General features: G+C 69.6%; 26 protein-coding genes and 1 pseudogene. 7 read left to right on the top strand and 20 right to left on the bottom strand.

From position 1 onward, the window contains the following. Window positions 1-8: 8 nt before the first annotated feature. From ACFTZB_RS20930 to ACFTZB_RS20910, 5 genes and pseudogenes are all read right to left on the bottom strand, one after another. On the bottom strand, window positions 9-1,046 hold the full coding sequence (locus ACFTZB_RS20930) for an anti-sigma-D factor RsdA (RefSeq protein ID WP_378433855.1): 1,038 nt from the start codon (window positions 1,044-1,046) through the stop codon (window positions 9-11). After that, the gene (locus tag ACFTZB_RS20925; RefSeq protein WP_378433854.1) at window positions 1,030-1,608 is read right to left on the bottom strand and encodes a sigma-70 family RNA polymerase sigma factor; all 579 of its coding nucleotides are present in this window, start codon (window positions 1,606-1,608) and stop codon (window positions 1,030-1,032) included. The genes ACFTZB_RS20930 and ACFTZB_RS20925 overlap by 17 nt, the downstream gene beginning before the upstream one ends. 160 nt (window positions 1,609-1,768) lie before the next feature. Continuing rightward, window positions 1,769-2,602: a hypothetical protein gene (locus ACFTZB_RS20920; RefSeq protein WP_378433853.1), complete on the bottom strand. Its 834-nt coding sequence runs from the start codon at window positions 2,600-2,602 to the stop codon at window positions 1,769-1,771. 34 nt (window positions 2,603-2,636) lie between these two features. Then, window positions 2,637-3,320 carry a transcriptional regulator gene (locus ACFTZB_RS20915; protein WP_378433856.1) on the bottom strand — a complete coding sequence of 228 codons (684 nt, stop codon included), beginning with the start codon at window positions 3,318-3,320 and terminating at the stop codon, window positions 2,637-2,639. 87 nt (window positions 3,321-3,407) lie between these two features. After that, window positions 3,408-3,593, bottom strand: a pseudogene (locus tag ACFTZB_RS20910) (MerR family transcriptional regulator); the annotation flags it as partial. Between the two features lie 306 nt (window positions 3,594-3,899). On the opposite strand from ACFTZB_RS20910, the gene ACFTZB_RS20905 reads away from it, so the two are divergent. From ACFTZB_RS20905 to ACFTZB_RS20895, 3 genes are all read left to right on the top strand, one after another. Then, the gene (locus ACFTZB_RS20905; protein ID WP_005239766.1) at window positions 3,900-4,193 is read left to right on the top strand and encodes a WhiB family transcriptional regulator; all 294 of its coding nucleotides are present in this window, start codon (window positions 3,900-3,902) and stop codon (window positions 4,191-4,193) included. A gap of 130 nt (window positions 4,194-4,323) precedes the next feature. After that, complete coding sequence (locus ACFTZB_RS20900; RefSeq protein WP_378433852.1) at window positions 4,324-4,992, top strand: sigma-70 family RNA polymerase sigma factor; 669 nt, start codon at window positions 4,324-4,326, stop codon at window positions 4,990-4,992. Window position 4,993: 1 nt separating this feature from the next. Further along, window positions 4,994-5,713, top strand: a complete 720-nt coding sequence (locus ACFTZB_RS20895) for an anti-sigma factor domain-containing protein (protein ID WP_378433851.1) — start codon at window positions 4,994-4,996, stop codon at window positions 5,711-5,713. 109 nt (window positions 5,714-5,822) lie between these two features. Here ACFTZB_RS20895 and groL read toward each other — a convergent pair whose 3' ends face one another. Next, complete coding sequence (gene groL, locus ACFTZB_RS20890) at window positions 5,823-7,436, bottom strand: chaperonin GroEL (protein WP_378433850.1); 1,614 nt, start codon at window positions 7,434-7,436, stop codon at window positions 5,823-5,825. 92 nt (window positions 7,437-7,528) lie between these two features. After that, entirely contained in the window at window positions 7,529-7,828 is a 300-nt protein-coding gene (gene groES / locus ACFTZB_RS20885; protein ID WP_003940763.1) for a co-chaperone GroES, read from the bottom strand. 230 nt (window positions 7,829-8,058) lie between these two features. On the opposite strand from groES, the gene ACFTZB_RS20880 reads away from it, so the two are divergent. Next, on the top strand, window positions 8,059-9,777 hold the full coding sequence (locus ACFTZB_RS20880; RefSeq protein ID WP_378433849.1) for a TIGR03767 family metallophosphoesterase: 1,719 nt from the start codon (window positions 8,059-8,061) through the stop codon (window positions 9,775-9,777). On the opposite strand, the gene ACFTZB_RS20875 is transcribed toward ACFTZB_RS20880, so the two are convergent. Beyond that, the gene (locus tag ACFTZB_RS20875; protein WP_378433848.1) at window positions 9,774-10,310 is read right to left on the bottom strand and encodes a potassium channel family protein; all 537 of its coding nucleotides are present in this window, start codon (window positions 10,308-10,310) and stop codon (window positions 9,774-9,776) included. The genes ACFTZB_RS20880 and ACFTZB_RS20875 overlap by 4 nt on opposite strands. A gap of 207 nt (window positions 10,311-10,517) precedes the next feature. Here ACFTZB_RS20875 and ACFTZB_RS20870 point away from each other — a divergent pair, with 207 nt between their 5' ends. After that, a complete protein-coding gene (locus tag ACFTZB_RS20870; protein WP_378433847.1) occupies window positions 10,518-12,176 on the top strand; it encodes an Hsp70 family protein in 1,659 nt (552 codons plus the stop codon). Here ACFTZB_RS20870 and tsaD read toward each other — a convergent pair. From tsaD to ACFTZB_RS20835, 7 genes are read right to left on the bottom strand one after another with little or no spacing between them, the layout of a single operon-like run. Then, entirely contained in the window at window positions 12,169-13,206 is a 1,038-nt protein-coding gene (tsaD, locus tag ACFTZB_RS20865) for a tRNA (adenosine(37)-N6)-threonylcarbamoyltransferase complex transferase subunit TsaD (RefSeq protein ID WP_378433846.1), read from the bottom strand. The genes ACFTZB_RS20870 and tsaD overlap by 8 nt on opposite strands. Next, a complete protein-coding gene (gene rimI, locus ACFTZB_RS20860) occupies window positions 13,203-13,682 on the bottom strand; it encodes a ribosomal protein S18-alanine N-acetyltransferase (protein ID WP_378433845.1) in 480 nt (159 codons plus the stop codon). The genes tsaD and rimI overlap by 4 nt, the downstream gene beginning before the upstream one ends. Then, window positions 13,679-14,338, bottom strand: coding sequence for a tRNA (adenosine(37)-N6)-threonylcarbamoyltransferase complex dimerization subunit type 1 TsaB (tsaB, locus tag ACFTZB_RS20855; RefSeq protein WP_378433844.1), 660 nt, complete (start codon window positions 14,336-14,338; stop codon window positions 13,679-13,681). The genes rimI and tsaB overlap by 4 nt, the downstream gene beginning before the upstream one ends. Before the next feature lie 49 nt (window positions 14,339-14,387). Next, window positions 14,388-14,876, bottom strand: coding sequence for a tRNA (adenosine(37)-N6)-threonylcarbamoyltransferase complex ATPase subunit type 1 TsaE (gene tsaE / locus ACFTZB_RS20850; RefSeq protein WP_378433843.1), 489 nt, complete (start codon window positions 14,874-14,876; stop codon window positions 14,388-14,390). After that, complete coding sequence (locus ACFTZB_RS20845) at window positions 14,866-15,930, bottom strand: alpha/beta fold hydrolase (RefSeq protein ID WP_378433842.1); 1,065 nt, start codon at window positions 15,928-15,930, stop codon at window positions 14,866-14,868. Before ACFTZB_RS20845 ends, tsaE begins: the two co-directional genes overlap by 11 nt. A 2-nt stretch (window positions 15,931-15,932) precedes the next feature. Continuing rightward, the gene (alr, locus tag ACFTZB_RS20840; RefSeq protein ID WP_378433841.1) at window positions 15,933-17,138 is read right to left on the bottom strand and encodes an alanine racemase; all 1,206 of its coding nucleotides are present in this window, start codon (window positions 17,136-17,138) and stop codon (window positions 15,933-15,935) included. A 17-nt stretch (window positions 17,139-17,155) separates the two neighbouring features. Further along, complete coding sequence (locus ACFTZB_RS20835) at window positions 17,156-18,637, bottom strand: NAD(P)H-hydrate dehydratase (RefSeq protein ID WP_378433840.1); 1,482 nt, start codon at window positions 18,635-18,637, stop codon at window positions 17,156-17,158. Between the two features lie 81 nt (window positions 18,638-18,718). Here ACFTZB_RS20835 and ACFTZB_RS20830 point away from each other — a divergent pair, with 81 nt between their 5' ends. After that, window positions 18,719-19,093, top strand: a complete 375-nt coding sequence (locus ACFTZB_RS20830; RefSeq protein ID WP_378433839.1) for a cupredoxin domain-containing protein — start codon at window positions 18,719-18,721, stop codon at window positions 19,091-19,093. 34 nt (window positions 19,094-19,127) lie between these two features. On the opposite strand, the gene glmS is transcribed toward ACFTZB_RS20830, so the two are convergent. Then, complete coding sequence (glmS, locus tag ACFTZB_RS20825) at window positions 19,128-20,990, bottom strand: glutamine--fructose-6-phosphate transaminase (isomerizing) (RefSeq protein WP_378433838.1); 1,863 nt, start codon at window positions 20,988-20,990, stop codon at window positions 19,128-19,130. A 97-nt stretch (window positions 20,991-21,087) separates the two neighbouring features. Here glmS and ACFTZB_RS20820 point away from each other — a divergent pair, with 97 nt between their 5' ends. Continuing rightward, window positions 21,088-21,924, top strand: coding sequence for a hypothetical protein (locus ACFTZB_RS20820; protein WP_378433837.1), 837 nt, complete (start codon window positions 21,088-21,090; stop codon window positions 21,922-21,924). A gap of 9 nt (window positions 21,925-21,933) precedes the next feature. On the opposite strand, the gene ACFTZB_RS20815 is transcribed toward ACFTZB_RS20820, so the two are convergent. From ACFTZB_RS20815 to glmM, 4 genes are all read right to left on the bottom strand, one after another. Next, entirely contained in the window at window positions 21,934-22,119 is a 186-nt protein-coding gene (locus ACFTZB_RS20815; protein ID WP_378433836.1) for a hypothetical protein, read from the bottom strand. A 38-nt stretch (window positions 22,120-22,157) separates the two neighbouring features. Further along, on the bottom strand, window positions 22,158-24,302 hold the full coding sequence (locus ACFTZB_RS20810; protein ID WP_378433835.1) for a hypothetical protein: 2,145 nt from the start codon (window positions 24,300-24,302) through the stop codon (window positions 22,158-22,160). After that, a complete protein-coding gene (locus ACFTZB_RS20805; RefSeq protein ID WP_378433834.1) occupies window positions 24,299-24,607 on the bottom strand; it encodes a type VII secretion target in 309 nt (102 codons plus the stop codon). The genes ACFTZB_RS20810 and ACFTZB_RS20805 overlap by 4 nt, the downstream gene beginning before the upstream one ends. A gap of 86 nt (window positions 24,608-24,693) precedes the next feature. Next, on the bottom strand, window positions 24,694-26,031 hold the full coding sequence (glmM, locus tag ACFTZB_RS20800; protein ID WP_378433833.1) for a phosphoglucosamine mutase: 1,338 nt from the start codon (window positions 26,029-26,031) through the stop codon (window positions 24,694-24,696). Window positions 26,032-26,081 lie beyond the last annotated feature (50 nt).

Raw genomic sequence — 26,081 nt, 5'->3', positions numbered from 1 at the left:
CCCAGCCGCTAGCTGGTGGGCGGCAGCACCGGGACGGTGGTCGTCGTGGTCGGCAGCGGCACCGTCGACGGCTCCTGCGGCGGCTGCTGGGTGGGCGGCTCCGTGGTCGGATTGTTCGTCGGCTGTAGCGGCAACTGCATGATCGTCGGATCCGGGCTCGTGGACGGCATCGTCTCGGGCGGAAGCGGCGGCTGCGGCGGGAGGGTGGGCAGCTGCGGCAGCGGAATCGGCGGCAACCCCGGAATCTGCAGATCCGTCGGCAGCTGAGTGCCCGGCAGCAGTTCGGCTCCCGGCACCGTCGTCGAACCGGGGGTCCCCGGAACGGTGGCCGGCAACGAGGTTGCCTGCGACGGCGCGTCGGTGGTGGTGGTCCCGGGCGTCGTCGTCGCGGCCGGCGGCGTGGTCGGGGCCATCTTCTCGAGCTCCGCGGCGAGCTTCGCCCGCCACACGTCGAGTTCGTTGCGCAGGTCGGCGTCGCGTACCCCGCCGGAACGGTCGGCGGCGCCGTCGAGGAGGTTCTTCGCCGACTCCGCGTCGCCCGCGGCGATCAGCCGTTCGGCCTCCTGCAGCTGCGACGTGGTGTCGATCTGTGCGACGGTCGAGTCGGCCTGCTGGCTGAACACGACCGACTTGACGCTCCACAGCGGATCGCCGGGTTCGGCGTCGTACGAGAAGATGGTGGCACCGCCCATGACGACCGCGATCGCGGCGGCAGCGCCTGCGATGGGCCGCAACAGCCGGAGCTTGCCGCGGGCGGCGCCGCGTGCGGAACGCGCGTTGCCCGAGGCGTCGATCGCCGCGATCACATCGTCCAGCAGCGGCCCGGCCGGCATCGGCGTCGACACGATGTCGGCACGCCAATTGGTCAGCAGAAGCGCGAGCTCGTATTGCTCCGGCGAATCCGTTGCGACGGGACCGCCACCGGCGATCGCGTCGATGAGCGCATCGTCGCGGCGCACAGCCGCGACGTCCACCGGTGCGTCGTCTCCTGGGAGATCGGCATCGGGATTGCCGTTGCGCTTGATGCCCCTAGCCAAACCTCTCACCTGCCCTCGTCACTTCTTTTTTCAGTTTCGCGATGGCTCGGTGTTGAGCCACGCGGACAGCTCCCGCGGTACTACCCACGGCCGCAGCCGTCTCCTCCGCTGACATACCGACCACGAGCCGGAGGATCAAGATCTCCCGGTGCTTCTCCGGCAGCGTGCTCAGCAGTTCGTTCATCTGCCTGTTCGCTTCCGAGTCCAGCGCCCGTTGTTCGGGTCCGTCGTCGTTGGCTACGACATCAGGTACTTCGGCGACGGGCTCCGACTTGTTACGTGCGGAGTTCCGATGCGCGTCGGCGACCTTGTGCGCGGCGATCCCGTAGACGAATGCCATGAACGGCCGGCCCTGATCCTCGTAGCGAGGTAGGGCCGTCATCACGGCGAGGCACACTTCTTGTGCCACGTCGTCCGCGGAGAGTTGTCCCCTCTCCGCAGCACCGACCCTGGCTCTGCAGTAACGCACAACCAGGGGCCGAATGTTTTCCAGGACCAGAGCTAAAGCGGCCCGGTCACCCTGCGTTGCAGCGGCGACGGCGGAGTCCAACTCCTCGCTCGTATTAGTCATCGTTGCTGAATATCCTGGCGTTACAGTGGCACCTCCCCCGATGGGTGTGCTCCCGCTCTCAGCGGAACACTCCAAGAGTAACGGTGCGGACCGAACGGTATTCGCCCGGATTCGCACCGATTCGTGAACAACCCGGCCCCACGGGGCCCGACCAGCGGAGTCAGATCCGGAAGCGCCCACCTCGCGCCCTGATGAGGGCGTCGCACTCCTCGACCACCGCCTCCGCACGTGAGTCGGACGTCACACCACTCAGCAACATCGCAGCCGCCCACTTCAGGGGTATCAGGCCGTGCCGATCGCACCGGTCGAGCACATCCGCGGCGAGCCGCGCCGCCGGACCGGAATCGGACTCCCCCGTCATCGACGCACTCCGCAGCAGATCCGATTTGACGTGGTGCCGCACCGATCCGGCGGTCTCGGAAATTTCTGCGGCGCTCTCGGCGTGGCGGCGCGCCGCGGTGAAGTCCCCGTCCGCGAGAAACAGCTCCGCGCTCACCCAGTGCCTGCGGACATGCTGCCGCCACAGTTCGCCGGGGGGATGGCCGTCCAGGTACTCGGAGCACCGGTCGAGCAGCCGCCTGCCCAGTGCGAGCCGGCCGCACCCCAGTGCGTCGGCGGCCAGTCCCGTCAACGCGTCGCACCGCCCCTCCACGGCGAGAACACCGTCTGCCGCTCCGGGCCCCGTCCCGACGACCGCCAGGGCCCGGCCGTCGAATCCGGACGCCACGGCGTGCCAGCCGAGTTGCCTCAGCAACGATGCCTGCGTGCTCCAGGCGAGCGACACGATCGCGGGTTCCGCAACCCCGCCGCGCGTCAGGACGTCCAGTTCGGCGCGGGACCGGCTGTAGTACCCCCGGGCGCCCCACGCCACCGCCCGCATCCAGCGTTCGACGGGAACGTCCGACTCCGGCAGGGGGCCTGCACCCGGATCGGCGCCGAACGCCGCGCGGAACAGTGGATTCGTGACGTCGGAACGGGGAGAGGAGTCGGGCACGCCGAGATCATCGCATCACCCGGCTCCGCACCGGTCAGGTGACCGCAGCGACGGCGGCCACGGCCGCATCCAGCGCACCCAGCACCGTGATCGTCCGCGGTAGCGGCTGCGTCCGGCACCCGGGACCGCCCGCGAGCATCGTCAGCCCGGTGCGCCTGCGGCGGATCGCCCGCAGCAGGGACGCGACGTCGCATGCGGCGGCGGGCGGCCACCAGAGGACGATCACGTCCGGTTCGGCGTTGGTCACGGCGGCGAGCAACGCCGACCGGCACAGCGGCAGCGCGATCCGCGTGTCCACCGAGGCGGTGGCGAGGGCGGCGCCCAGGGCACGGAATTCGAGACCGTACGGGTCGGCGGGAAGCGCATCCGGCGTGTCCGCGGGCACCTGCACGAGCAGGACCCGGCCACCGCCGCCGATCGGCGCATCCAGCGTCATCGTGGACAGAATTCCCGCGACGCATTCGGCGAAGACGCGGACGCTCGCCGCGGCGGCGTCGGAGTTCCTGCCCTCGTCCGCCCACTCGAGCACCGGAGTCACCACTCTCGTCCACATGGAGCTGAATCCCCGCTCCGCGACGGCCCGCACGACGATCCGGCGGATGGTCACGACGTCCCGCGCCAGCAACGCTCCCGACAAATTGCGAACGGCCGCCTCGGCGTCGGCGAGGCCGGAAAAGGACGGCAAAAGGTTCGACGAGCCTGTTTTCGTCCCGTTCACCGAGTTGTCATCCAGATTTTCGCCACCCGGCAGACGACCGATTTCTGACGAATATGTAGCCATTGCGTTAATCGCATATCTCGCGGCCTCCGCGGAGTTTGCACCACCGTCCAGAGCCTGTTGCATGCATTCGAGCCGGGCGACGTCGCGCGCGGTGTACCGCCGGTGACTTCCCTGCGGGTGAACGGACGGGCCGATCCCGTAGCGGCGGTCCCACGTGCGAAGCGTCGACGGTGCCACCCCAAGCCTTCTGGCCAGCGCAGATACCGACATCGTGGGACCCTCGTCCGGAGATCCGGAGGGGGTCTGCGTTTCAGGCTCCGCGGGCTGGGGCACCCGCACATCGTTACCCGTGCCCCCAGGTCTTTCAACCCGAAACGGAAACATGGAACCGCGGGAAAGTAAATATTTTCCAGGTTAACTTTCAGCTTGTGGGATATGTAAATCACCACTGTGAACAACTATTGACGCGATTTCCGAACCGACTCTACGGTGAGCAACGTGAATGATTCAGCGGCTTGAACGTAGAGCCCACGGTCCGCCCGCCGCCCGAGGCGAGCTTGCAGCTAAGGAGTCCACATGCCTGCACCCAACCACCTTCCCGGCCCGAACGCCGATATCTGGGATTGGCAGATGCACGGACTGTGCCGCGGAGTCGACTCCTCGATGTTCTTCCATCCCGACGGGGAGCGCGGCCGTGCCCGCGCACAGCGGGAAACCCGTGCGAAGGAAATGTGCCGGCGCTGCCCGGTCCTCGCCCAGTGCCGCAACCACGCGCTGAGCGTGTCCGAGCCGTACGGGATCTGGGGTGGAATGTCCGAAACGGAACGCGAGATGCACGCCCGGCACAGACGCGGCCGGATTGCCGTTTGACCGCTCCACCACACTCACCGGGGAACCCTCGCCGCCGTGCGGGGGTTCCCCGCGTCACTTCGATCCCGTCGCCACCCATCCACGGCGACTCGGTCTCCGAATGCCTACCGGCTGGAGGAGATGAGCGGACATGCACGCTACCGTGGTTCTCGATGAAGCGAGACGAGCGCTGGTGACGAACCACGAGGGCACTACCCCGGCAGAAGACGTGTGCTCGGCGGACGCGGCCGGGGCACACAGCGCCCGCGCCACCGAATCCGCGGAACTCCACGACATCATGGCCCGCGTGGCGAACGAGGACGCGGACGCGTTCGCCGAACTCTACGACCGCACGAGCGCCCGAGTCCACGGCATGGTCCTCCGCGTGCTGCGCGACCCCGGATATGCGGAGGAGACGACACAGGAAGTCTTCCTCCAGGCCTGGCGCACCGCGTCGAATTTCGACCCGGCACGGGGTTCGGTGCTGTCGTGGCTGATGACCCTCGCGCACCGCCGGGCCGTCGACCGCGTGCGCTCGGAGCAGGCAGGCACCGACCGCGAGTCCCTCTACGAGACCACCAACATCGCGGGGCCGTTCGACCATGTCACCGAGGAGGTGACCCGCCGGCTCGAGCATCAGTCGGTGCTCGCCTGCCTCGACTCGCTCACGGACATGCAGCGCGAGTCCGTTGCGATGGCGTACTACGACGGCCGCACCTACCGGGAGGTCGCCTCCCAGCTGGGGGTTGCCCTGTCGACGGTGAAGACACGCATCCGTGACGGACTGACGCGTCTTCGCGGCTGCCTGGGGGGTCTGTGACATGAACTCCGAACTCGTGGGCATGGCCTACCCGTATGCACTCGACGCGCTCGACGACAGCGAGCGTCGCGAACTCGACGCCGATCTCGCGGGCACGGACGAGGACACCCGTTCCACGTTCACCGACGAGGTGAGGCGGATCCGCGAAGCGTTCGCGGTGGTGAGCGCGGTGGGCGCCGTCGAACCGCCACCACGGGTGCGAACCCGGGTCCTCGACGCGATCCGGCGTCCCGTGCCCGCGCCGGCCTCGCTCGCCGAGCGCCGCTCCCGCAGGCGGCGCTGGCAGATCGCCGTCGCCGCCGCCGCGGCCGTCGGGGTGCTCGCCGGCGGAACGGTGATCGTCCGGCAGCTCACGGAAGGCCCGGCGCCCACCGTGGCGGAGCAGGTACTCGACGCCACCGACATGCACTCGTCGACGAGTCCGATCGCGGCAGGCGGGTCCGCTACCGCCAACTACTCGAAGTCGCAGGACGCCGTCGTGTTCGTGATGGACGGTGTCGCCCCACCCAGCGCGGACACCGTGTACCAGCTGTGGTTGATGCCCGAATCCGGGGCCGCCCCGGTGCCCGCCGGAACCGTGTCGGCCGGCGACATGCAGCCGACCACGACCCTCGTCCTCGACGACGTGGGGTCGATGTCGAAGCTGGCCGTCACCGTCGAGCCGCCCGGAGGGTCACCGCAGCCGACGTCGGAACCGTTCGCGGTGCTGCAACTGAGCTGATCCGGCAGCCGTCGGACACAGAGAAGACACAGAGAAACCCCCGCGCGGTGATCCGCACGGGGGTTTCTCGTTCGAACGATCGGAGCCCGATCGGCCGCGACGGCGAAGCCTAGTGGCTGTGCCCGTGACCGGTCTGCTGCTCGTCCTCTTCTTCCGGCTTGTCGACCACGGCGCTCTCCGTGGTGAGGATCATCCGCGCGACCGAGGCCGCGTTGACGACCGCGGAGCGGGTGACCTTGACGGGGTCGACGACACCGTCGGCGAGCAGGTCGCCGTAGGTGAGGGTCGCGGCGTTGAAACCGTGCCCCTTGGGCTGCTCGGCAACCTTGCTGGTGACGACGGACCCGTCGAGACCGGCGTTGCTGGCGATCCAGAACAGCGGCGCCTGCAGGGCTTCGCGCACCACCTTGACGCCGGTGGCCTCGTCACCGGTCAGACCGAGGTTGTCGGCCAGTTCGGTGCTCGCCTGGACGAGGGCGGAACCGCCACCGGGGACGATGCCCTCGGCGACTGCAGCCTTCGCGGCGTTGACGGCGTCCTCGACACGGAACTTGCGCTCCTTGAGGTCGGTCTCCGTGGCCGCGCCGACGCGGATGACGGCGACGCCACCGGCCAGCTTCGCCAGACGCTCTTCGAGCTTCTCGCGATCCCAGTCGGAGTCGGTGTTCTCGATCTCGCGGCGCAGCTGCGCGACGCGACCCTTGATGTCGTCGTCGGTTCCGGCGCCGTCGACGATCGTGGTCTCGTCCTTGCTGACCACGACGCGGCGGGCGCTGCCGAGCAGGTCCAGTCCGGCGTCCTTCAGCGTGAGGCCGACGTCGGAGTTGATGACCGTGCCACCGGTGACGACGGCGAGGTCGTCGAGGAACGCCTTCCGGCGGTCACCGAAGAACGGCGCCTTCACGGCGACGGCCTTGATGGTCTTCCGGATGGAGTTGACCACGAGCGTCGAGAGAACCTCGCCCTCGACGTCCTCCGCGATGATGAGGAGGGGCTTGCCGCTCTCGGCAACCTTCTCGAGCAGCGGCAGGAAATCGGGCAGGGACGTGATCTTCTCGCGGTACAGCAGCACGAGTGCGTCCTCGTACACGGCCTTCTGTGCGTCGAGGTCCGTGACGAAGTACGGCGACAGGTAGCCCTTGTCGAACTGGACGCCCTCGGTGATGACGAGCTCGGTCGCCAGGGTCGAGGATTCCTCCACCGTCACGACGCCGTCGGTGCCGACGCGGGTGAGCGCCTCGCCGACCATCTCGCCGATCTCCTCGTCACGCGAGGAGACGGTCGCGACCTGGGCGATGGAGTTCTTGCCCTCGACCGGCTTCGCGACGGCGAGCAGTGCCTCGACGACCTTGTCGGCGGCGGCGTTGATGCCGATGCCGAGTGCCATCGGGTTCGCACCCGCGGCGATGTTCTTCAGACCGCCCCGCACGATGGCCTGAGCCAGCACGGTCGCGGTGGTGGTGCCGTCGCCTGCGACGTCGTTGGTCTTGGTGGCGACGCTCTTGACGAGCTGCGCACCGAGGTTCTCGAACGGGTCCTCGAGCTCGATTTCCCGGGCGATGCTGACGCCGTCGTTGGTGACGGTCGGGCCGCCGAAGGCCTTCGCCAGCACTACGTGGCGGCCACGCGGACCCAAGGTCACCTTGACCGCGTCGGCAAGCTTGTCGACTCCACGCTCGAGAGACCGGCGTGCGATCTCGTTGAACTCAATCTGCTTGGACATGTGTTCTGTCTTCTCCTGGATCTCAGGGTTACGCGCGTGAACGCACTCCGCCCCGGGATCCTGTGGGGACTCCGGGGCGGATCACGTATGGCTTACTTGGAGACGACAGCCAGCACGTCGCGTGCCGACAGGATCAGGTACTCCTGGCCGGCGTACTTGATCTCGGTTCCGCCGTACTTGGAGTAGATGACCGTGTCACCCTCCTTGACGTCGACCGGGATGCGGTTGCCCTGCTCGTTGACGCGGCCTTCGCCGACTGCGACGACGGTGCCCTCCTGGGGCTTTTCCTTGGCCGTGTCGGGAATGACCAGGCCGGAGGCAGTCGTCGTCTCAGCCTCGTTGGCCTGGACGAGGATCTTGTCCTCGAGCGGCTTGATGTTGACGCTCGCCACGATGAGCCCTCCACTTTGGGGTATGCGGATCCGGAGACTTCTCCGGACTCCTGTTTGAGTGTTCCGTTTACGGCACTTCACACAGCCCCGTCGTCGCGGGTGCCGGAGCTCGATCGGCGCCACTTGGCACTCTATACGTGAGAGTGCCAACCCTCAAGGAGAAGGGGGTGGCAGTTCGCGCCGCGCCGAATATCGTCCTGTCTCAGGGGTCGTCACCTAAGGTTCCTCTGGTGTCTGACATCAATAGGCGTAAATTCCTGACGTTTGCCGGGCTCGGGGCGATTGGCACGGTGGGGTTCGGAGCACGTCCGTGGGGGTTGCAGTACGCGGGCGCGGCCCCGCTCCCGACCTCCGCGGCCGGCACCACCCTCGAAGCGGTGGCCGTCCCCCTCGGAAGCTCCGGCTACCGCAGGCTGGGCGCCGGACCGGGGTGGCCGACGATCGTCCGCACCGAACTCGCCGAGGCCCGCAGCGGGCGCGAGGACCGGCGCACCGCACTCGCCTCACTCGTCCAGCTCACCGACGTCCACCTGGTCGACGCCCAGTCCCCGATGCGCTTCGAATACGTCCACCCCTTCACCGGTTCCGCGTTCCGCCCGCACGAGACCCTCACCGCGCAGGGTCTCGTCGCCCTGGTCGCCCGCGTCAACGCGCTCGCGTCCGGCCCGCACACCCAGCGCCCGTTCGATGCGGTCGTGAGCACCGGCGACAACACCGACAACAAGGAGTTCGCCGAACTCGACTGGTTCCTCACCGCGCTCAACGGCGGCACCATCGTCCCCAACACGGGTGCCCCCGACCGTTACGAAGGCGTGCAGAACTCCGGGGCGGACCTGTACTGGAACCCCGAGTCCTCCATCCAGGACATGTACAAGAAGGCCGGGTTTCCCGAGATCCCCGGGCTGCTCGGCGCGGCCATCGCCCCCGTCACGAGCCCCGGCCTGAACACCCCCTGGTACTGCGTCTTCGGCAACCACGACGACTCGGTGGAGGGCACCGTCCCCAGCGGCATCCCCCCGCTCGAAGCCATGTACACCGGTTCCCTGAAGTTCGAGGTCCCCGGGTCGCCGGAGCAGGCGAAGGCGGTCGACATCGCCACCAAGTTCGACCCCGGCGCCATTCCGGGCGTGCTGTCCGCGTTCACCACACCACCCCGGGTCGTCACGCCCGATCCGGCTCGGGCACCGTTCACTCCCCGCCAGTTCATCGCCGCACACCTGGACCCGGCCAACACCGGTCCCGGACCGGCCGGTCACGGCTTCGCACCCGACGCCGCCGAGACCGGAATCGGCTACTACTCGTTCGAGATCGCACCCGGTGTCGTCGGAATCAGCATGGATTCCACCAACCGGGCGGGATTCGTCGACGGCTCGCTCGGCGCGGCGCAGTTCCGGTGGATCGAGGACACCCTGACGGCAGGCAGCAGCCGGTACTATGACACGGCAGGAAACCCCGTCTCGCAGGCACGCAGCGACACCTGGTTCGTCCTGTTCAGCCACCACACCAGCGGCAGCATGGACAACGTCGTCCCCGACCCCGCCGCCCCGGCGGAACCCCGGATCCGGGGCTCGCGACTGGTGGACCTGCTGCACCGTTTCCCGAACGTCCTCGCCTGGGTGAACGGACACACCCACGAGAACCGGATCACCCCGTGGCCCGGATCGACTCCGGAGCAGTCGTTCTGGGAGATCAACACGGCCTCGCACATCGACTTCCCGCAGCACGGGCGGATCATCGAGGTGGTCGACAACGTCGACGGAACCGTGTCGCTGCTCACGACGCTGTTCGAGGCCGACAGCCCGTACGCCGTGGATCACACCGACCTCTCACCGCTCGGACTGGCGTCGCTGTACCGGGAGTTGTCGTTCAACGACATTCACGCCGACCCCGACCTGGGCGGCGGGACTGCCGACCGGAACGTCGAACTGGTGCTGGTGTCGGGTCGCTAGTTCCGGCGCTTGCGGGCCCAGTCGACGGCCGCGACGACCGCGCGGATGCCGACGCCGAGCAGGATCAGATTTCCGATGATCTGCACACTCACGACGGCTCGCGACGCATCGGTCGTCGCGGCGATGTCGCCGAACCCGACGGTGGAGAACACGGTGAGCGAGAAGTACAGCGCACCCATGCGCGTGAGGGGTTCCGTGAAGTAACCCGGATCACTTTCGGACATCAGGCAATATCCTGCCGCGAACCCGAGCAGATAGAGCGGCAGGATCAGGGCGAGTGCCTCGATGGCCTGGAGCGCAGGCACGTCGGAGCGGAAGATCCGGCGGATCTGCCAGACCGCCGCCGAGCCGACGACCAGCAGGCCGCCCGCCAGGAAGAGCAGGGCGGACATGTTCCCGATCGAGGTCCACGGCAGGGCGAAGTAGACCACCGCGCACAGGACGACGGTGCCCAGCGGCCGCACGAATGCGCGCAGCAGAAGCCGTCGGCGCTCGCGTCTCGTGAGGTTGCGAAAATCGCTGGCGCGTCGCATGAGATTCCTTTGGACAACTGTGCAGGTGAGACCGGATATCGAGCGCAATCTTCGTCCTCGGGGGCCGGAAGCCGGGAGCGAAATCCGTTTGTTTTCTGTAACGTTCAGATAACAGTCGCCGATTCAACGGGCAAGGAATCCCCGCTGAACAGGGCGTTCCGGCAGAGACAGCAGGTCACGCGTCGAAAACGTGAGGGGGTGTGTGTGATGGGTATGTCCCTGGGGATGTCGACCGGCGCGGCAGGTGTGAGTTCCGCGCTCGTCACCACCGCCTCCAACGGCGCGCAGAACGTCGAGTTCCGTTACCTGTCCGCCGATCAGGCCCACACCGACCTCGGCGATCTGGTCCGCTCGTCGATCTCGCTGATGACCACCCAGGTTCCGGCCGATCCCACCACGCCCGACGCGTTCGCCGTCGCGTACCGGACGCAGGAACAGGCCCACTCGATCCGCAGCGCCGTCAGCAGGCAGCGCCATCGCGTGCACCTCGTGCCCGAGACAGCGGCCACCCTCACCTTCCTGCGACACACAGGTGAGGTCGCTCAGCACGCCACCGTCGCGATCGTCGACTTCGGTGAGTCCGGGCTGTCCGTCGCCGTCGTCGATCAGGTGGACGGCACCGTCCTGCACGCCGACCGCACCAGCCACGTGAGCGGCACCGGAATCGACGACCTGATCTTCCACCACGTCGTCGGCAGTCTCGCGACTCCGCATCCCCTGCGGCACCTGGACCGGGATCTTCTCTCGGCGCGGTGCCGTGTCGCCAAGGAGCAGTTGTCGTCGGAGCCGCAGGCGCACGTCGACATCGACCTCCCGGGCATCCGCCCGATCGAGATCAGCCGCACCGGGTTCGACGAGATCGCCGCACCGACCGTCCGGGTCGCGGTGGAGTTCATCCGTGCCACGATCGCCGACTCTCCGCGCCGACCCGAGGCACTCGCCCTGGTCGGCGGCGGCGCGAACATTCCCGCGATCGCCGCGGCCGTGACCGCGTCCTTCACCGCGCGGGTCATCGTGGTGCCCGAACCCGACACGGCGACTGCGAAGGGTGCGGCGCTGCTCGCCGTGTCCTCGGCCATCCGCGACTACCCGGCCACCGAATCGAACCGCCCCGGTTCGGCCGCGAAGTTGTCGGGGGCTCTCGTCGGCGCGCTCGTGGTCGGCGGCCTCGTTCTCGGCTACGGCGTGAAGGAACTCGCGCCCGCACCCGATCCCAACGTCTCCCCTGCGGGGACCGACATGTTCCAGACCACGGAGCAGGTCGCAACCACGACGACCGACGAGCCTCCCGCCACGCGGATTCCGTCGTACGACCCGACGCCGACGTCGGAGTACTACCCGAATCAGGTTGCACCGCCCACGTCCGAACCGCACACCGACCAGATTCCTGCGCACACGCCCGATTCGACGACGGAGACGACACCCCCGCGCACCACCACCCCCCTGCCGACCACCACCGGCCCCGCACGTCCGACGCTGCCCGGAACGGAGCCGCCACAGCCCTCGTGGCCGCACATCGAGTGGCCCGCGATTCCACCGCTGTGGCCGCAGGTTCCCGGGGAGTCGACGCCGAACGAACCGAGCCCCGTCGCGCCCGTACCCGGCGGTCCCGAAGTGGCACCGCCGCCTGTCGGGGGACCCACTGCGCCCGCCGAATCCACCGCTCCTGCGGCACCCGCTGCGCCGGCGGCACCCGCTGCGCCGGCGGAGTCCGCGCCCGCCGCACCCGAAGGGATCTTCCCGATGATTCCGGCGCCGGGCACGGTTGCTCCCAGCGCTCCCGCCGGGGCGCAGCCGAGCGGAACTCAGCCCGGTGAGGCGCTGACTCCCCCGGCCACGCAGACCGTCACGATTCCGGTCAGCTGAACACCTGACTGGTGGCCACCGACAGTCCGGGGTCGCTGGCCACGGTGAGCAGGGAGGGCGCGGCGCCGCCGGCGATCAGATGCGCGCCGAGCGAGGCGATCATCACTCCGTTGTCGGTGCACAGGCGGGGTTTCGGCACTCGCAGGGTCAGACCGGCTTCGGCGCAGCGTTCCTCGGCGAGCGCGCGGATACGCGAGTTGGCCGTCGCGCCGCCACCGAGCACCAGAGTGTCCACGCCGACGTCGCGAGCGGCGCGTACCGCTTTCATCGTCAGTACGTCGGCCACGGCTTCCTGGAAGCTCGCGGCGATGTCGGGCACCGAGTACGCCTCGTCGGCCCGTTCCTTCGATTCCACGTACCGCGCGACGGCCGTCTTCAGTCCGGAGAACGAAAAGTCGTGCCGTGCGTCCCGGGGTCCGGTCATGCCGCGCGGAAACGGAATCGCGTTCCGGTCGCCGTCCTGTGCCGCGGCGTCGAGGGCGGGGCCGCCGGGGAATCCGAGTCCGAGGAGTCGGGCCACCTTGTCGAACGCCTCGCCGGCCGCGTCGTCCACGGTGGTGCCCAGTTCGACGATGGGCTTCGCCAGGTCCTCGACGTGCAGGAGGTGGGTGTGCCCACCGGACACGAGCAGCGCCACGCACGGCGGCATCGGTCCGTGCTCGAGGGTGTCCACCGAGACGTGCCCACCGAGGTGGTTCACCGCGTAGAACGGGACGTCCCATGCCGCCGCATAGGCTTTCGCGGCGGCGACACCGACGAGCAGGGCTCCGGCCAGACCGGGGCCGATGGTGACGGCGAGCGCGTCGGGCTTGACGATCCCGGCGGCGGCGAGGGCCCGCCGCATCGTCGGGACGATCGCCTCGAGGTGCGCGCGGGACGCGACCTCCGGGACCACCCCGCCGTAACGTGCGTGCTGGTCGACGCTGGATGCGACCTCGTCCGCGAGAAGCTCGCAGGTTCCGTCGCCGTTCCACCGGACGATGCCGACTCCGGTTTCGTCACAAGAGCTTTCGATCCCCATGACGATCATTGCACCGGCTCCTCACCCGCTCCGGGGCGACGCATCGTGAATGCGTCCGCACCGCTCGGTTGGTAGTACTTCTTACGGGTTCCCACGATCTCGAATCCTTCACGTCGGTACAGGGCGATCGCCGCGTCGTTGTCGGTTCGCACTTCGAGAAACACGGGGCCGCCCCGGGTGCCGGCCACGCGCAGCAGTTCGTCGAGGAGGGCCCCGCCGATCCCCCGCCGCTGCCACGCCGGGTCGGTTCCGATCGTGTGGATCTCGGACTCGGGGTGCGAACCGTTGCCCAGCAGGGCGATTCCGGCGTACCCGACGACGTGGCCGGTGTCGTCCCGAGCGACGGCGTAGTGGACGTGCGGGGCGGCGAGTTCCGCCCTGAACGCGTGCGCGCTCCAGGGCCCGTCGCCGGCGAAGAGGAGAGTCTCAAGCTCCGCGCACCGTTCGGCGTCGGCGGCCGTCATCGGTTCGATGCGGAACGTCATTTCTTCCGGTCCGCCAGTTCCACGGCGTCCGGGCGTCGCAGATAGAGCGGGACGAGCGCCGCCGGGGCCGCAGCGCCGAACAACGCCTCCGCGGCCACCGCGGCCAGTCCTGCCGGCGAGGGTGTTTCCACCGGTTCGACCGGCAGATCGAAGAAGTCGACGTGTGACGGCGATCCCGCCACCACCTCGGACGGCATGGGCTCGAGCTCACGCGGCTTCACCACCGCGGGACCCTCCACCCGAATTCCCGCCGAATAGCGAGCCCAGTACACCTCGCGCCTGCGCGCGTCCGTGACGACGAGCAGATTCCGGTCACCGTCCACCTGCGCGGCGATCGCGTCGAGGCTGCACACCCCGTGAACCGGGATTCCGAGGGCGTCGGCGAACGCTGCGGCGGTGGCCATCCCCACGCGCAGTCCCGTGAACGGGCCCGGTCCGGCCCCGACGACCACCGCGTCGAGGTCCGCGGGGACGTGTCCCGCCTCGGCGAGGCACTCGAGGATGTGCGGGGTGAGCACTTCCGCGTGCGCGCGCGGATTGACCGTCACCCGCACCGCGAGCGTGTCGACCGCCTCGACCGATGCGGAATCGGCCGAAATCCGGACGACTCCGGCGGTCACGGCAGGCGTGGACGTGTCGATGGCGAGAACAAGCACGGTAACTGAGGGTACTCGCACGTCAGAACCGCTCCCGACACCCGACCCGTCAGGAAATCCACTCCCAGTGGGCCGTGCGGACATCCGACTCCGGTTCGCGGCGCAGGCGTACCCGTAGGTGACGATCGGCCAAGTGCTCGACGACGCCCTCACCCCATTCGACGACGACAACGGCTGCGGCCAGGTCGGTGTCGAGGTCGAGTGCGTCGAGTTCGTCCAGTGCGTGCGGTCCGCTCCCGCCCAGTCGGTACGCGTCCACGTGCACCATCCCGACCGGGGCACCCCCACCGGGACGGATGCCCGCCCGGTGCTCCCGCGCGATCACGAATGTGGGCGAAGTCACTCGACCCTGGACGCCGAGGCCGGCCCCGATTCCCTTCGTCAGTGCGGTCTTCCCCGCACCGAGGGGTCCGTCGAGCACCACGAGGTCACCGGCGACGAGTCCCCGGGCGAGGTTCCGCCCGAATTCCTCCGTGTCCTCCGCCGTCGCCAGCACCACGGTCCCGCTCACGGGCAGTACTCCTTCCTCAGCCGACATCGGACTGCTCACCCGATCGGAATGTGGCCAGGCCGCGCTGCAACAGCCGGTCGACCGCGTCCGACACCACGGCCGGGAACTCGAGCTGCACCAGGTGACCGGCGCCGCGCACCCGAACCAGTTCGGACTCCGGTAGGTCCGCCGCCAGTTTCCGGGAACTGCCGAAGGGGATCGTCATGTCACTGTCGCCGCACACCACGACGGACGGGGTGTGTTCGAGCGCCTCGAGGGACGCGGACTCGTCGTGCAATTCGAGCGTGCGCAGAAAGTTCACGATGGTGACCACCGACGTCCGGTCCAGCATGGAGTCGGAGAACTTGTGCAGCCGCGGACTCACGTCCGTGCCGTATGACGCCGCCCGCAGGATGGGGGTGATCAGCACGCGGGCCGCGCCGCGCGCGTGCTGGACGAGTTCGGGCGAGGTCCGGACAGCGAGCCGGAAGCCGTCGATGACCGGGTTCTGCAGGTTCCGCGTCAATCCGGTCTCGCTGAGCCCGGCCGCGGCCGTAGCCACCAGACCGGCACCGATCACCCGCTCCGCCACCAGCTCGGGCCGCTGCCCGGCGAACGCGAGCACCGTCATCCCACCCATCGAATGCCCCACCAGCACAATCGGTCCGGTGGGGGCCTTCGCCTCGACGACGGTCGCGAGATCGGCGCCCAACTGCGCGATCGTGCAGCTCGCCGCGGACGGCACACCCGAATCGCCGTGCCCGCGTTGGTCGTAGAACACCATCCGCACGTCGTCGCCCCACCGCTCGGCGAGCTGACGGCGCTGGAAGTGCCACGACGTCATGTCCAGGCAGTACCCGTGCACGAACACCGCCGTCACCGGGGCGTTCTCCGGACCCACCTCACGGACCGCGAGCGCAACGCCGTCCTCGGCGACCACCACGCTGCGCCGGTCCCGTGACATCAGGGTGAAGTCCTCGTCACCGTAGATCTCGCGGCCGGGCCGGGTCGCGCTGCGCACGGCGTTGACTCCGGCCACCGAGCCGAGCGCCAGCGCGCTGAGCACACCGCCGACAAGTCCCAACCGCTTCGACACACCCATGCCTACGTGCCCGTCCCACCGACGTAGCTGCGCACCGTGCGTCCGCGCACCCCCGTCACCACCTCGTAGTGGATGGTGTCGAGCTTGTCTGCCCACTCCTGTGCGATCGGTTCGCCGAGGTCCCCGTTGCCGAAGAACACCGCGGTGTCCCCCTCCCGGACTCCCCCGCCGTCCGGTCCGAGATCCACGACCACCTGGTCCATGCAGACACGTCCGATCCCCGGACGGCGCGCCGCACCCAACTGGACCTCGAATCGGCCGCTCAGCGAACGCGGGAGCCCGTCCGCGTACCCGAACGGCAGCAACGCCACCGTCGTGTCCCTCGGGGCCACCCACTGGTGCCCGTAGGACACGCCTTCACCTGCCGCCACCTTCTTCACCAGGGCCACCCTCGATCGCAGTGTCATCGCCGGGCGCAACCCGAACTGACCGAGTTCGGGAACGGGCGACAACCCGTATATCGCGATTCCCGGGCGAACCATGTCAAACCGCAGGTCGGGGCGGGTCAGGGTGGCCGCGGAATTGGACAGGTGCACCACTTCGGGGACCAGTCCATGACGCTTGGCGTCCGCGATCGCAGTGACCAGTCGATCCCGCTGGGAATCGATCCAGGCGTGGTGCGGCTCGTCGGCATGGGCCAGATGAGAGAAGATGCCGCGCAGCCGCACCGCGCCCTCGGCCTGCGCGCGGGCCAGGTCGACGAGGACGTGCTCCAGTTCGTCGGGCGCCACCCCGTTGCGGTTCAAGCCGGTGTCGACCTTCAGAGTGACGATCGCCGTGGTGCCGACGGTCCGCGCCGCGGCCACCACCGAGGCGAGGTGGCGGGGCGAGGAGACGCCGAGTTCGACGCCGGACGCGATCGCGGGGGCGAAATCGGCGTCGACGGTGTGCAGCCACGCGAGGACGGGTGCGTCGATCCCGGCACGACGCAGCGTCAAGGCCTCCGACACCGTCGTCACACCCAGTTCCGACGCTCCCGCAGCCAGCGCCGCGCGGGCCACGGCTACCGCGCCGTGGTTGTAGCCGTCCGCCTTCACGACGGCCATCATCGCCGCGCCCCGAGCGCTGTCGCGCAGGATCCGGACGTTGTGCGCGATCGCGTCCAGATCCACCACTGCCTCGGCCTGCGGTGCCGGCGCCGCCTGCGCGGGCGCTGCGGGTTCGCTGTGTCCGTGGTCGTCGGCCGGTACTGCTTCAGCAAGCGTCATATGTTCGATCCTGCCATTCACGCGGTCGCCGGCATTTCCTCGGGTGACACCCCCGCACGGAGAACTCTGATCGACTCCCTGAGGTGCCCGAGCAACGTTCCTGCGGAGATCGGTGCTGTTCCACGCCCCGCCGAGAGGTCGGCGCCGCCGCCTCGGGCCGCCAGGTTCGCGGCCAGCGAGTGAGCGCGCGCACCCACCGCGGCGGCCCGGTCCGGCGCGAGACCGGCGGCCACGAGTGCGCCGATGATCCCGGCGAGCACGTCGCCTGCCCCCGCCGTGGCGGACCACGAACCACCCGCCTCGTTGACGAACACCCGGCCGCCGGGCTCGGCGATCACCGTGGCCCGCCCCTTGAGCAGCACGTGCGTGTTCCAGTCGGCGGCGAGCGCGCGCACCGACGCCACCCGGTCCGGTCCCGGTCCCGTCCCCGTCAGCCGGGCGAACTCCCCGGCGTGCGGTGTCAGCAGCGTCGCTGCCGTCCGCGAGCGCACCAGGTCCGGGTCCTCGGCGAGCAGGGTCAGTCCGTCCGCATCGACCAGTACGGGCACATCCGCGTCGAGCACCGTCCGCAACGTCCGGCGGGCGGCGTCGTCGGTGCCCATGCCCGGCCCGACCACCCACGACTGGACGCGTCCGGCCTTCGCGAGATCGGTGGTCGCGATCACCTCCGGCGTGTGCGCGAGCACCTCGGCCGTGCACGGCCCGGCATAGCGGACGAGCCCCGACGTGGCCGTGACCGCCGCTCCCGTGCACAGGACCCCGGCTCCCGGGTAACCGTCGCTGCCCGCGACGACCCCCACCACGCCCTGCGAGTACTTGTCGTCCTCGGCTCCCGGCACCGGCCACGCCGCGCCCACATCCGCGGCGTCCAGAGCGGTGATGTCGGCATCGCCGAGCGACAGTCCGATGTCGACCAGCTCGACTCGGCCACACTGCGCCGCGCCCAGCGCGTGAACCGGTTTGAGGGCGCCGAACGCCACGGTGACCGCGGCGCGCACGGCGGGCCCGTCGACGGCGCCCGTGTCCGGGTCCACCCCACTCGGCAGGTCCGCCGACACGATCGGCGCCTCGATCCGGCCGATCAGCGCAGCGGCATCGGGCCGCAACGGCCCCCTGCCGGAGATCCCGACGATCCCGTCGATCACCAGATCGGGCAGGCCCAGGTCGTCGGACGGGGCGGCCACCCGACCACCGGCCGCGGTGAACGCCGCCAGCCCGGCCGCGTGCGCCTTCTCCGGTTTCAGCAGGACCGCGGTAGCGGCGACACCGCGCTTGCGCAGCATCGACCCCGCCCACAGCGCGTCCCCGCCGTTGTCGCCGGACCCCACCAGCACCGTGATCGTGCGGCCGGCGACACCCCCGGTCCGCGCCCGCAGTTCCGCCGCCACCACCGTGGCCAGTCCGTGTGCGGCGCGCCGCATCAATACGCCGTCGGGAAGGGACGCCAGCAACGGCGCCTCCGCGGCTCGAACCTCGTCCGCGGTGTAGTAGCCCCGCATGGGAACTCCTCGTCGAGCCGGCCTCACGGCCGGCCGCTGTGCAGTGAAGGGTCGGTACCGGGTCAGACTACGCTCGACGTCATGCGTGTATGTGGAAGGTCGCGGATCGCCGGAGTGGCTCTGGCCGCGAGCATTTCGATGACGGCCGTCGTATCCGGGTGCAGCTCGCCCGCCGAGGAGGCACCCCAGGCGCCGACCGGACCCGTCGTGCAGGTCGCGAACATGGCGTATGCGCCCTCGACGATCACCGTCCGGGCCGGAGACACTGTCACCTGGAATTTCGACGACCGGGGAGTCACCCACGACGTGGTGGGTGTCGGGGCCGCGAAGAGCGTGCTGCGGAGCCGGCTGATGCAGACCGGCGCGTTCACGTACACGTTCACCGAACCGGGCACCTACGAGTACACGTGTTCGCTGCACCCGGACATGACGGGCACCGTCGTCGTCACTTCGTAGGGGCGCGGCCCGGCCGCGCCCCCTCTCGTCGCGGCTATTCGACAGTGACGGACTTGGCGAGGTTACGCGGCTTGTCGACGTCGTATCCCCGTGTCTGCGCGACCTCCGCGGCGAAGACCTGCAACGGCACCGTCGACAGCAGCGGCTGCAGCAGCGTCGGCGCCGACGGGATCTCGATCAGGTGGTCGGCGAACGGCCGCACGGCCTCGTCGCCTTCCTCCGCGATCACGACGGTCCGCGCACCGCGGGCCTGGATCTCCCGGATGTTGCTGAGCAGCTTCGAGTGCAGCACCGCGCGCCCCTTCGGCGACGGCATCACCACGATCACCGGCAACCCGTCCTCGATCAACGCGATCGGCCCGTGCTTGAGTTCGCCGGCCGCGAAGCCCTCGGCGTGCATGTACGCCAGCTCCTTGAGCTTGAGCGCACCCTCGAGCGCCACGGGATAGCCCACGTGGCGGCCCAGGAACAGCACCGTCGACGACGACGCCAGCTCCCGCGCCAGTGCCCGCACCGGCTCCACCGTCTCGAGTACCCGGCTCACCAGATCCGGCATCGCCTCGAGATCGGCGTACTCGCGTGCCACCTCGTCCGGGTACTTGGTGCCGCGCGCCTGCGCGAGGGCCAGACCGACCAAGTAGTTCGCCGTGACCTGCGCGAGGAACGCCTTCGTCGACGCGACACCGATCTCCGGACCTGCCCGGGTGTAGAGGACGGCGTCGGCCTCGCGGGGAATCTGGGCGCCGTTCGTGTTGCACACCGCAAGCACCCGCGCCTTCTGGTCCTTGGCGTGGCGCACCGCCTCGAGGGTGTCGGCCGTCTCACCGGACTGCGAGATGGCGACGACCAGCGTCGACCGGTCCAGGACCGGGTCGCGGTAGCGGAACTCGCTGGCCAGCTCGACCTCGACGGGCAACCGTGTCCAGTGCTCGATGGCGTACTTCGCGAGCAGCCCCGAGTGGTAGGCGCTGCCGCAGGCGACGACGAAGACCTTGTCGACGTCGCGCAGTTCCTGATCCGACAGTCGCTGCTCGTCGAGGACGATCTTTCCGTCCGCGAAATGACCGAGCAGGGTGTCCGCGACCGCGCCCGGCTGCTCCTCGATCTCCTTCAGCATGAAGTAGTCGTGGCCGCCCTTCTCGGCGGCGGCGAGATCCCAGTCGATGCGGAACGGGCGGCCCTGCGCCTCGGATCCGTCGAAGTTCAGAATCGAATACCCGTCCGCGGTGATCACCACGACCTGGTCCTGCCCCAGCTCGACCGCGTCGCGGGTGTGCTCGATGAAGGCCGCGACATCGGAGCCGAGGAACGTCTCGCCCTCGCCGACACCGATGACCAGCGGCGTCGAGCGACGCGCCGCGACGATGGTGTCCGGGTGGTCGGAGTGCGTGAAGACGAGGGTGAACGCGCCCTCCAGCCGGCGCAGCACGCTCAGTGCGCTCGCGACGAAGTCGCCTGCCGTCTCACCCGAGGCGTAGGCCCGCGCGACGAGGTGCACCGCGACCTCGGTGTCGGTGTCGCTGGCGAAGTCGATTCCGTCGTGCTCGAGTTCGGCCCGCAGCGGTGCGAAGTTCTCGATGATGCCGTTGTGGACGACGGCGACCGTGTTGCCCGCGTCGCGGTGCGGGTGCGCGTTGCGATCGGTGGGCCTGCCGTGCGTGGCCCACCGGGTGTGCCCGATCCCGGTGCTCCCGGTGAAGTGCTCCGCCCCGACCTCGTCGAGTTCGGCCTCCAGATTCGCGAGACGCCCCGCCTTCCGCTCGACCGCCATCCCGCCCTGCCCGTCGAGCACGGCGATACCGGCAGAGTCGTATCCGCGGTATTCCATTCGCCGCAAAGCCTCCACTACAACAGTCAGAGCCTGCCGGTGGCCGACGTATCCCACGATTCCGCACATGGTTCATCAGGGTACTTGGACCGGCCGACGCCGCGAAGTCGGAGTGTGGGCCGCATCGGCTCTCTCGCCGGCCCACGAATCGGATAACGTTCTCCCCGTGGCGCCGAAACCGAAGACCCTGGCCCGTGAACTGTCCAAGCGAGGACCGCACCGCGTGCTGCGCGGCGACCTCGCCCTCGCCGGACAGCCGGGCGTCGTATACACGCCCGAATCAGGCTTCAACCTGCCCGCCGTCGCGTTCGCGCACAGCTGGATGGCAGGTGCCGACCACTACCGGAAGACGCTCGAACATCTGGCGTCGTGGGGAATCGTCGTGGCCGCCCCCAACAGCGAACGCGGTCCCGTGCCCTCTCACCTGGGCCTCGCCACCGACCTGCGGGCCAGCCTCGACATCTGTGTGGGTGTGCGTCTCGGTCCGGGACAGATCAGCGTGCGGCCCGACCGCGTCGCTTTCGCAGGCCACGGGATGGGTGCCGGGGCGGCTGTCCTCGCCGCAGCCCAGCGGGACGTGGCGGCGGTCGCAGCCCTGTTCCCGGCGCCGACCGCGCCGAAGGCCGAGAAGTATGCGTCCAAGATCACAGCGCCGGGGCTCGTCGTGGCCGGTGCCGACATCGACACCATGAACAGCAACGCCAAGGCACTGGCCGAGGCGTGGGGTGGTGAGCACGTTCTGCGCGCCGTCAACGGCGCCTCCGAGTCCGGGCTCACCGAAGGTCGCCGCCTCCTGGGCGCGCTCGGCATCGGCGGCTCGGAACGCAAGACCCAGCAGATCACCCGCGCACTGCTGACCGGCTTCCTCCTCTACCACCTCACCGAGGACAAGAAGTACGACGTGTTCGCGAAGGCGGACGCCGAACTTCCCCACACCACCCTCGTCGATCCGCACGAGGTGCACACCAAGGCCGGGTTCCAGGGCGCGCTCCCGCACATCTGAGCCCGTCGGTCACACCAGCCAGCTGCGGGGACGATAGAACTCGTCGTCATCGTCGTCCGCTCCCGGGCGCGGTGGCGGCAACTCTGGCGACACTGCGGCCGCGGGCTCGGCACGGCCGCGGTTCGCTGCGGCTGCCTCGTCTCTGGCTCTGGCTTCGTCGATCCGCTCCCGGAACAGTTCCAGGTCGGCGCGCATCTGTGCCCGTTGTGCCCGTAACTGGGCGGCTCGGTGGCTCACAGTGGACCGGCCTCGGCCAGCTCGGCGCCGCTGTCGAGTCCGGCGACGGGACCGGTCGCGAGTTCGGGTGCAGACCGCGGTTCCTGCGGCGGGGCCGGTGCGTCGGGCGCCGGCGCCTCCTGCAATGCCACCACCTGTGGTGGCGCGACGGCCGCGGCGTCCCCGGCAGGCACCGGCCCCGGTGCGTCCTCGTGGCTCGGCGCGGCGTCCCCGGCATCTCCGCCCGGCGGCGGCCCGTCTTCAGCCGTCGTCGCCGGCACGCCCTCGGCTCCGGCGTCGACCCGCGATTCCGGGTCGGGCTCGGGGGGTGCGCAGTCGGCACCCTCGGGGTCTCCGTCGGCCGCAGCGTTGTCGGCGAGGATCTGCGGCAGGCCGTCCGGACCGATCTCGACCTCGAATCTGGCTGTCCCGCCCTGTCCGTCGCTCATCTCGAGATGAATCCCCTGACCGTCCGCGTCGACGGCGAGCGTCCACGATTGTCCGTCGAGGTCCAGTTCGAGACTCGTGCCGCTCGACGTGCCGTGACCCGGCTCGCCGTCGTCCGCACCCGGATTGTCGAAGTCTTCACGGAGGTCGTCCGGCATGCCGTCCTCGTCGGCCCTGCCGGTGAGGCCCGAGAGGGCGTCCTCGATCAACGGGCGCAGGAGCGAACCGAGATCCGCCAGCCCTCCCGCGAGGCCCCGACCGAGGAGGTCACCCAGGCCGGGGACGTTTCCCGTACCCGGGACGGCGCCCGGCGCCGGCACGAGCGACCCCGGAAGCCCGGGCATCACGGGCGGGACCGGCGCGATCGGGATGATCGGGGTGATCGGGGCAGTCGTCACGGGCGCCGTGGCAGCCGGCGATGCGGCGGCGATCGGAGGTGCGGCAGCCGCCGGACCGGTGGTCGCGCCGCCGCCACCGGATCGAGGTGGGAGATACGCGGGGCCGTCGTTCGCGGGTGCCGCGGTGGATGCCGTCGGCGCAACAGGTGCGGGAGCAGGTCCCGGTGCCGCGGCCGGGGCGGTGCCGGCGTTCTGGACCTCGGGTGCACTCGGCGCGGGAGCCGGTTCGGGGGTGTCCTCGGGTCGGAACCCGGGCTGCACCTCGATCGACCGCGCCTCGGCGACGACGGCATCGTAGGCGGCGTGCACCGCTTCGGCACAGTCGGCGCAGGCCGCGGTGAACTCCTGCTGCTTCTCCTCGTACACGCGCCGGAAGTTCGCGTCGAGCCAGTCCTTGGCGATTCCGGCGGCCCGCCGCACCACGTCGTCGCGGTCGAGGCGGCGGAGCGCACCGGCTCCCCCGTCCTTGTACAGGGCGTTCACGTGCCGGTAGTCGTCGTCGGCGAGTTCGGGGAACCAGTAGGACGCGTCCTCCATGCAGTCCTTCGCGACGGAATTGTCGCCGTCCTTGCCCTCGGCGTAGATCTGCGCGAGGACGTCGATCTGCGCGGCGCTGTACCCCCCGACCGTCGGCTGGTGCAGCGACACCACCTTGTACGCCTTGTTCGTCACGGCGGCGCTCAGGGTGAGGTTCGCTTCGAACAACACCTCGGCGAGGTCGCCGAGCCGGTCGACCGTGGCGGCGACCTGAACGTTCCGGCGGTCGGCGGCGTCGGTCGCCGCCGCGGCCGCGATTCCGCTCCACCCGGTTCGCACCGCGGTGACGCATTTCTCGTTGTCGTCGAGTTCCGTGCGGGCCGTGACGATGCTGCGTCCGACGGTGTCGACGTCGCGGGCGAGCGTGTGCAGGCGCATCCCCCGCTCGGCGTCGAACAGCGCGTAGTAGTCGGTGAGTTCGAGGGATTCGTACCCCAGCCTTCTCGCAGAGGGCAGGAACAACTCGAAGAATTCGAGCCCGCGAGCACCGAGATCGAGCATGTCCTCGGGATCGTTGAGTGATTCCTGGCGCAGGTGCTCGCCCAGCGCGACGCGGGATGCGTTGGCGGCCCGGGCGTCGCTGCCGTGCTCGAGCAGTGCCGCGTACCGCTGGTCGGCGGACGGCGTCCGGTCGCGTCTGGCGAGTCCGTACTCGTCGAAGTACGGCTGCCACGACGACTCGTCTGCTTCGCGGGACGCAGCCCACGCCTGAAGAAGTTGCTCCTTGAACTCGCGGCTCAGGTTCGGGTCTTCGATCAGCGTTCCGGGATCCGTGGTCACCACTGCACCCCGTTCACGTCGGCCGCCACGTTCGCGTCCGTTCCGGAGTAGCGCGCCGCGGCGGCCCGGAACGCGTGACCGAACGATTCCGCGTCCGCGGCCCACTGCTCGAGCGCGACCCCGACGACGTCGAGGGCATCCCGCACCGCGTCACCCTTCGCGGCGTAGTCGCGACCCGCCTGTGGCCCGGCGAATTGCAGCCGGGCAGTCTCGGCGGCCTGTTGTCTCAGAACCTCCGCCGACCGCAGCAGCCTCGTGCCCGCGTCCGTCACCGCCGCGACGTCCACCTCGAGTCCCTCGCCCATTGCCCCACCCTCTCTTCGCGACCTACTGCATTAGACGCGACAGCGCACCGATCGGTTCCCTCGGCCGATCGGTGCGCTGTGTCCGTTCACACGGAGGCGACGGTACCCGCCAGCTCGTCGGCGAGTTTACGAGCAACTTCCAGATCGGAAGCCTCGACCATCACCCGCACGACTTGCTCGGTGCCGGACGGCCGCAGGAGCACCCGGCCGTTCTCGCCCAGGCTGCGCTCCGCGGCCAGCACCGCGTCGAGGACGGCCGGCGACGCGGCGACGGCCCGCTTGTCGGCGACCTTGACGTTGATCAGGACCTGCGGGAGCGTCGTCATCGCCGACGCCAGTTCCGCGATCGGCTGCCCGGTTTCCGCCATCCGGCCCATCAGCCGCAGCCCCGTCAGCACTCCGTCGCCGGTGGTGCCGAAGGCGGGGAACACGACGTGCCCGGACTGTTCGCCGCCCAGGCTGAAGCCGCCGGATCGGAGTCCCTCGAGGACATACCGATCCCCGACCGCCGTGGTGACCAGCGAGATTCCGGCCTCACGCATGGCGATGTGCAGGCCGAGATTGCTCATGACGGTCGCGACGAGGGTGTCGTCCGCCAGTTCGCCCGCATCGCGCATCGCGAGGGCGAGCACGGTCATGATGGCGTCACCGTCGACGAGGGAACCGCCTGCGTCGACGGCGAGACATCGATCGGCATCCCCGTCGTGTGCGAGCCCCAGGTCGGCGCCGTGCCGGACGACGGCCTTCTGCAGGTCCTCGAGGTGCGTCGATCCGCAGTTCTCGTTGATGTTGAGCCCGTCGGGTTCGGCGTTGATCGCGATGACAGTGGCGCCGGCGGCCCGGTAGGCGGCGGGGGCGACGTCCGAGGCCGCGCCGTGCGCGCAGTCGACCACCACGGTCAGTCCGTCGAGGCTGTTCGGGAGCGCGGTCGTCAGATGCTGCAGGTACCGGTCCGCGGCGTCGGGCACCGTGCGGACTCGTCCGATCCCGGCCCCGGTCGGCGCCCGCCGTGTCGCGGTGCCGGTGGCGACGGCCTCGATCCGGTCTTCCACCTCGTCGTCGAGTTTGTGTCCGCCTGCCGCGAAGATCTTGATGCCGTTGTCTGGCATCGGATTGTGCGAGGCGGAGATCATGACACCGAGTGCCGCGTCCAGTTCCGCGGTCAGGAACGCCACCGCGGGCGTCGGCAGCACCCCGACGTTCAGGACGTCGACACCGGCGGACGTCAGGCCCGCGACGACCGCCGCCTCGAGCATTTCGCCGCTGGCTCTCGGGTCACGGCCGACCACGGCCGTCTTGCGTCCGCCCGAACCCGGCGACGCCAGCACCGTTGCGGCGGCGGAGGCCACCTGCAACGCCAACTCGGCGGTCAGCTCGGTATTCGCGAGACCGCGAACCCCATCCGTCCCGAACAATCGACCCATAGACCAGACCCCTCGCACCTAGGAAAACCCAATACATCTCGGATAAAGCA

The organism is Rhodococcus sp. NPDC057014 (assembly GCF_042673295.1).
Classification (GTDB): domain Bacteria; phylum Actinomycetota; class Actinomycetes; order Mycobacteriales; family Mycobacteriaceae; genus Rhodococcus_F.
This window is presented reverse-complemented; position numbering and strand designations above follow the sequence as displayed.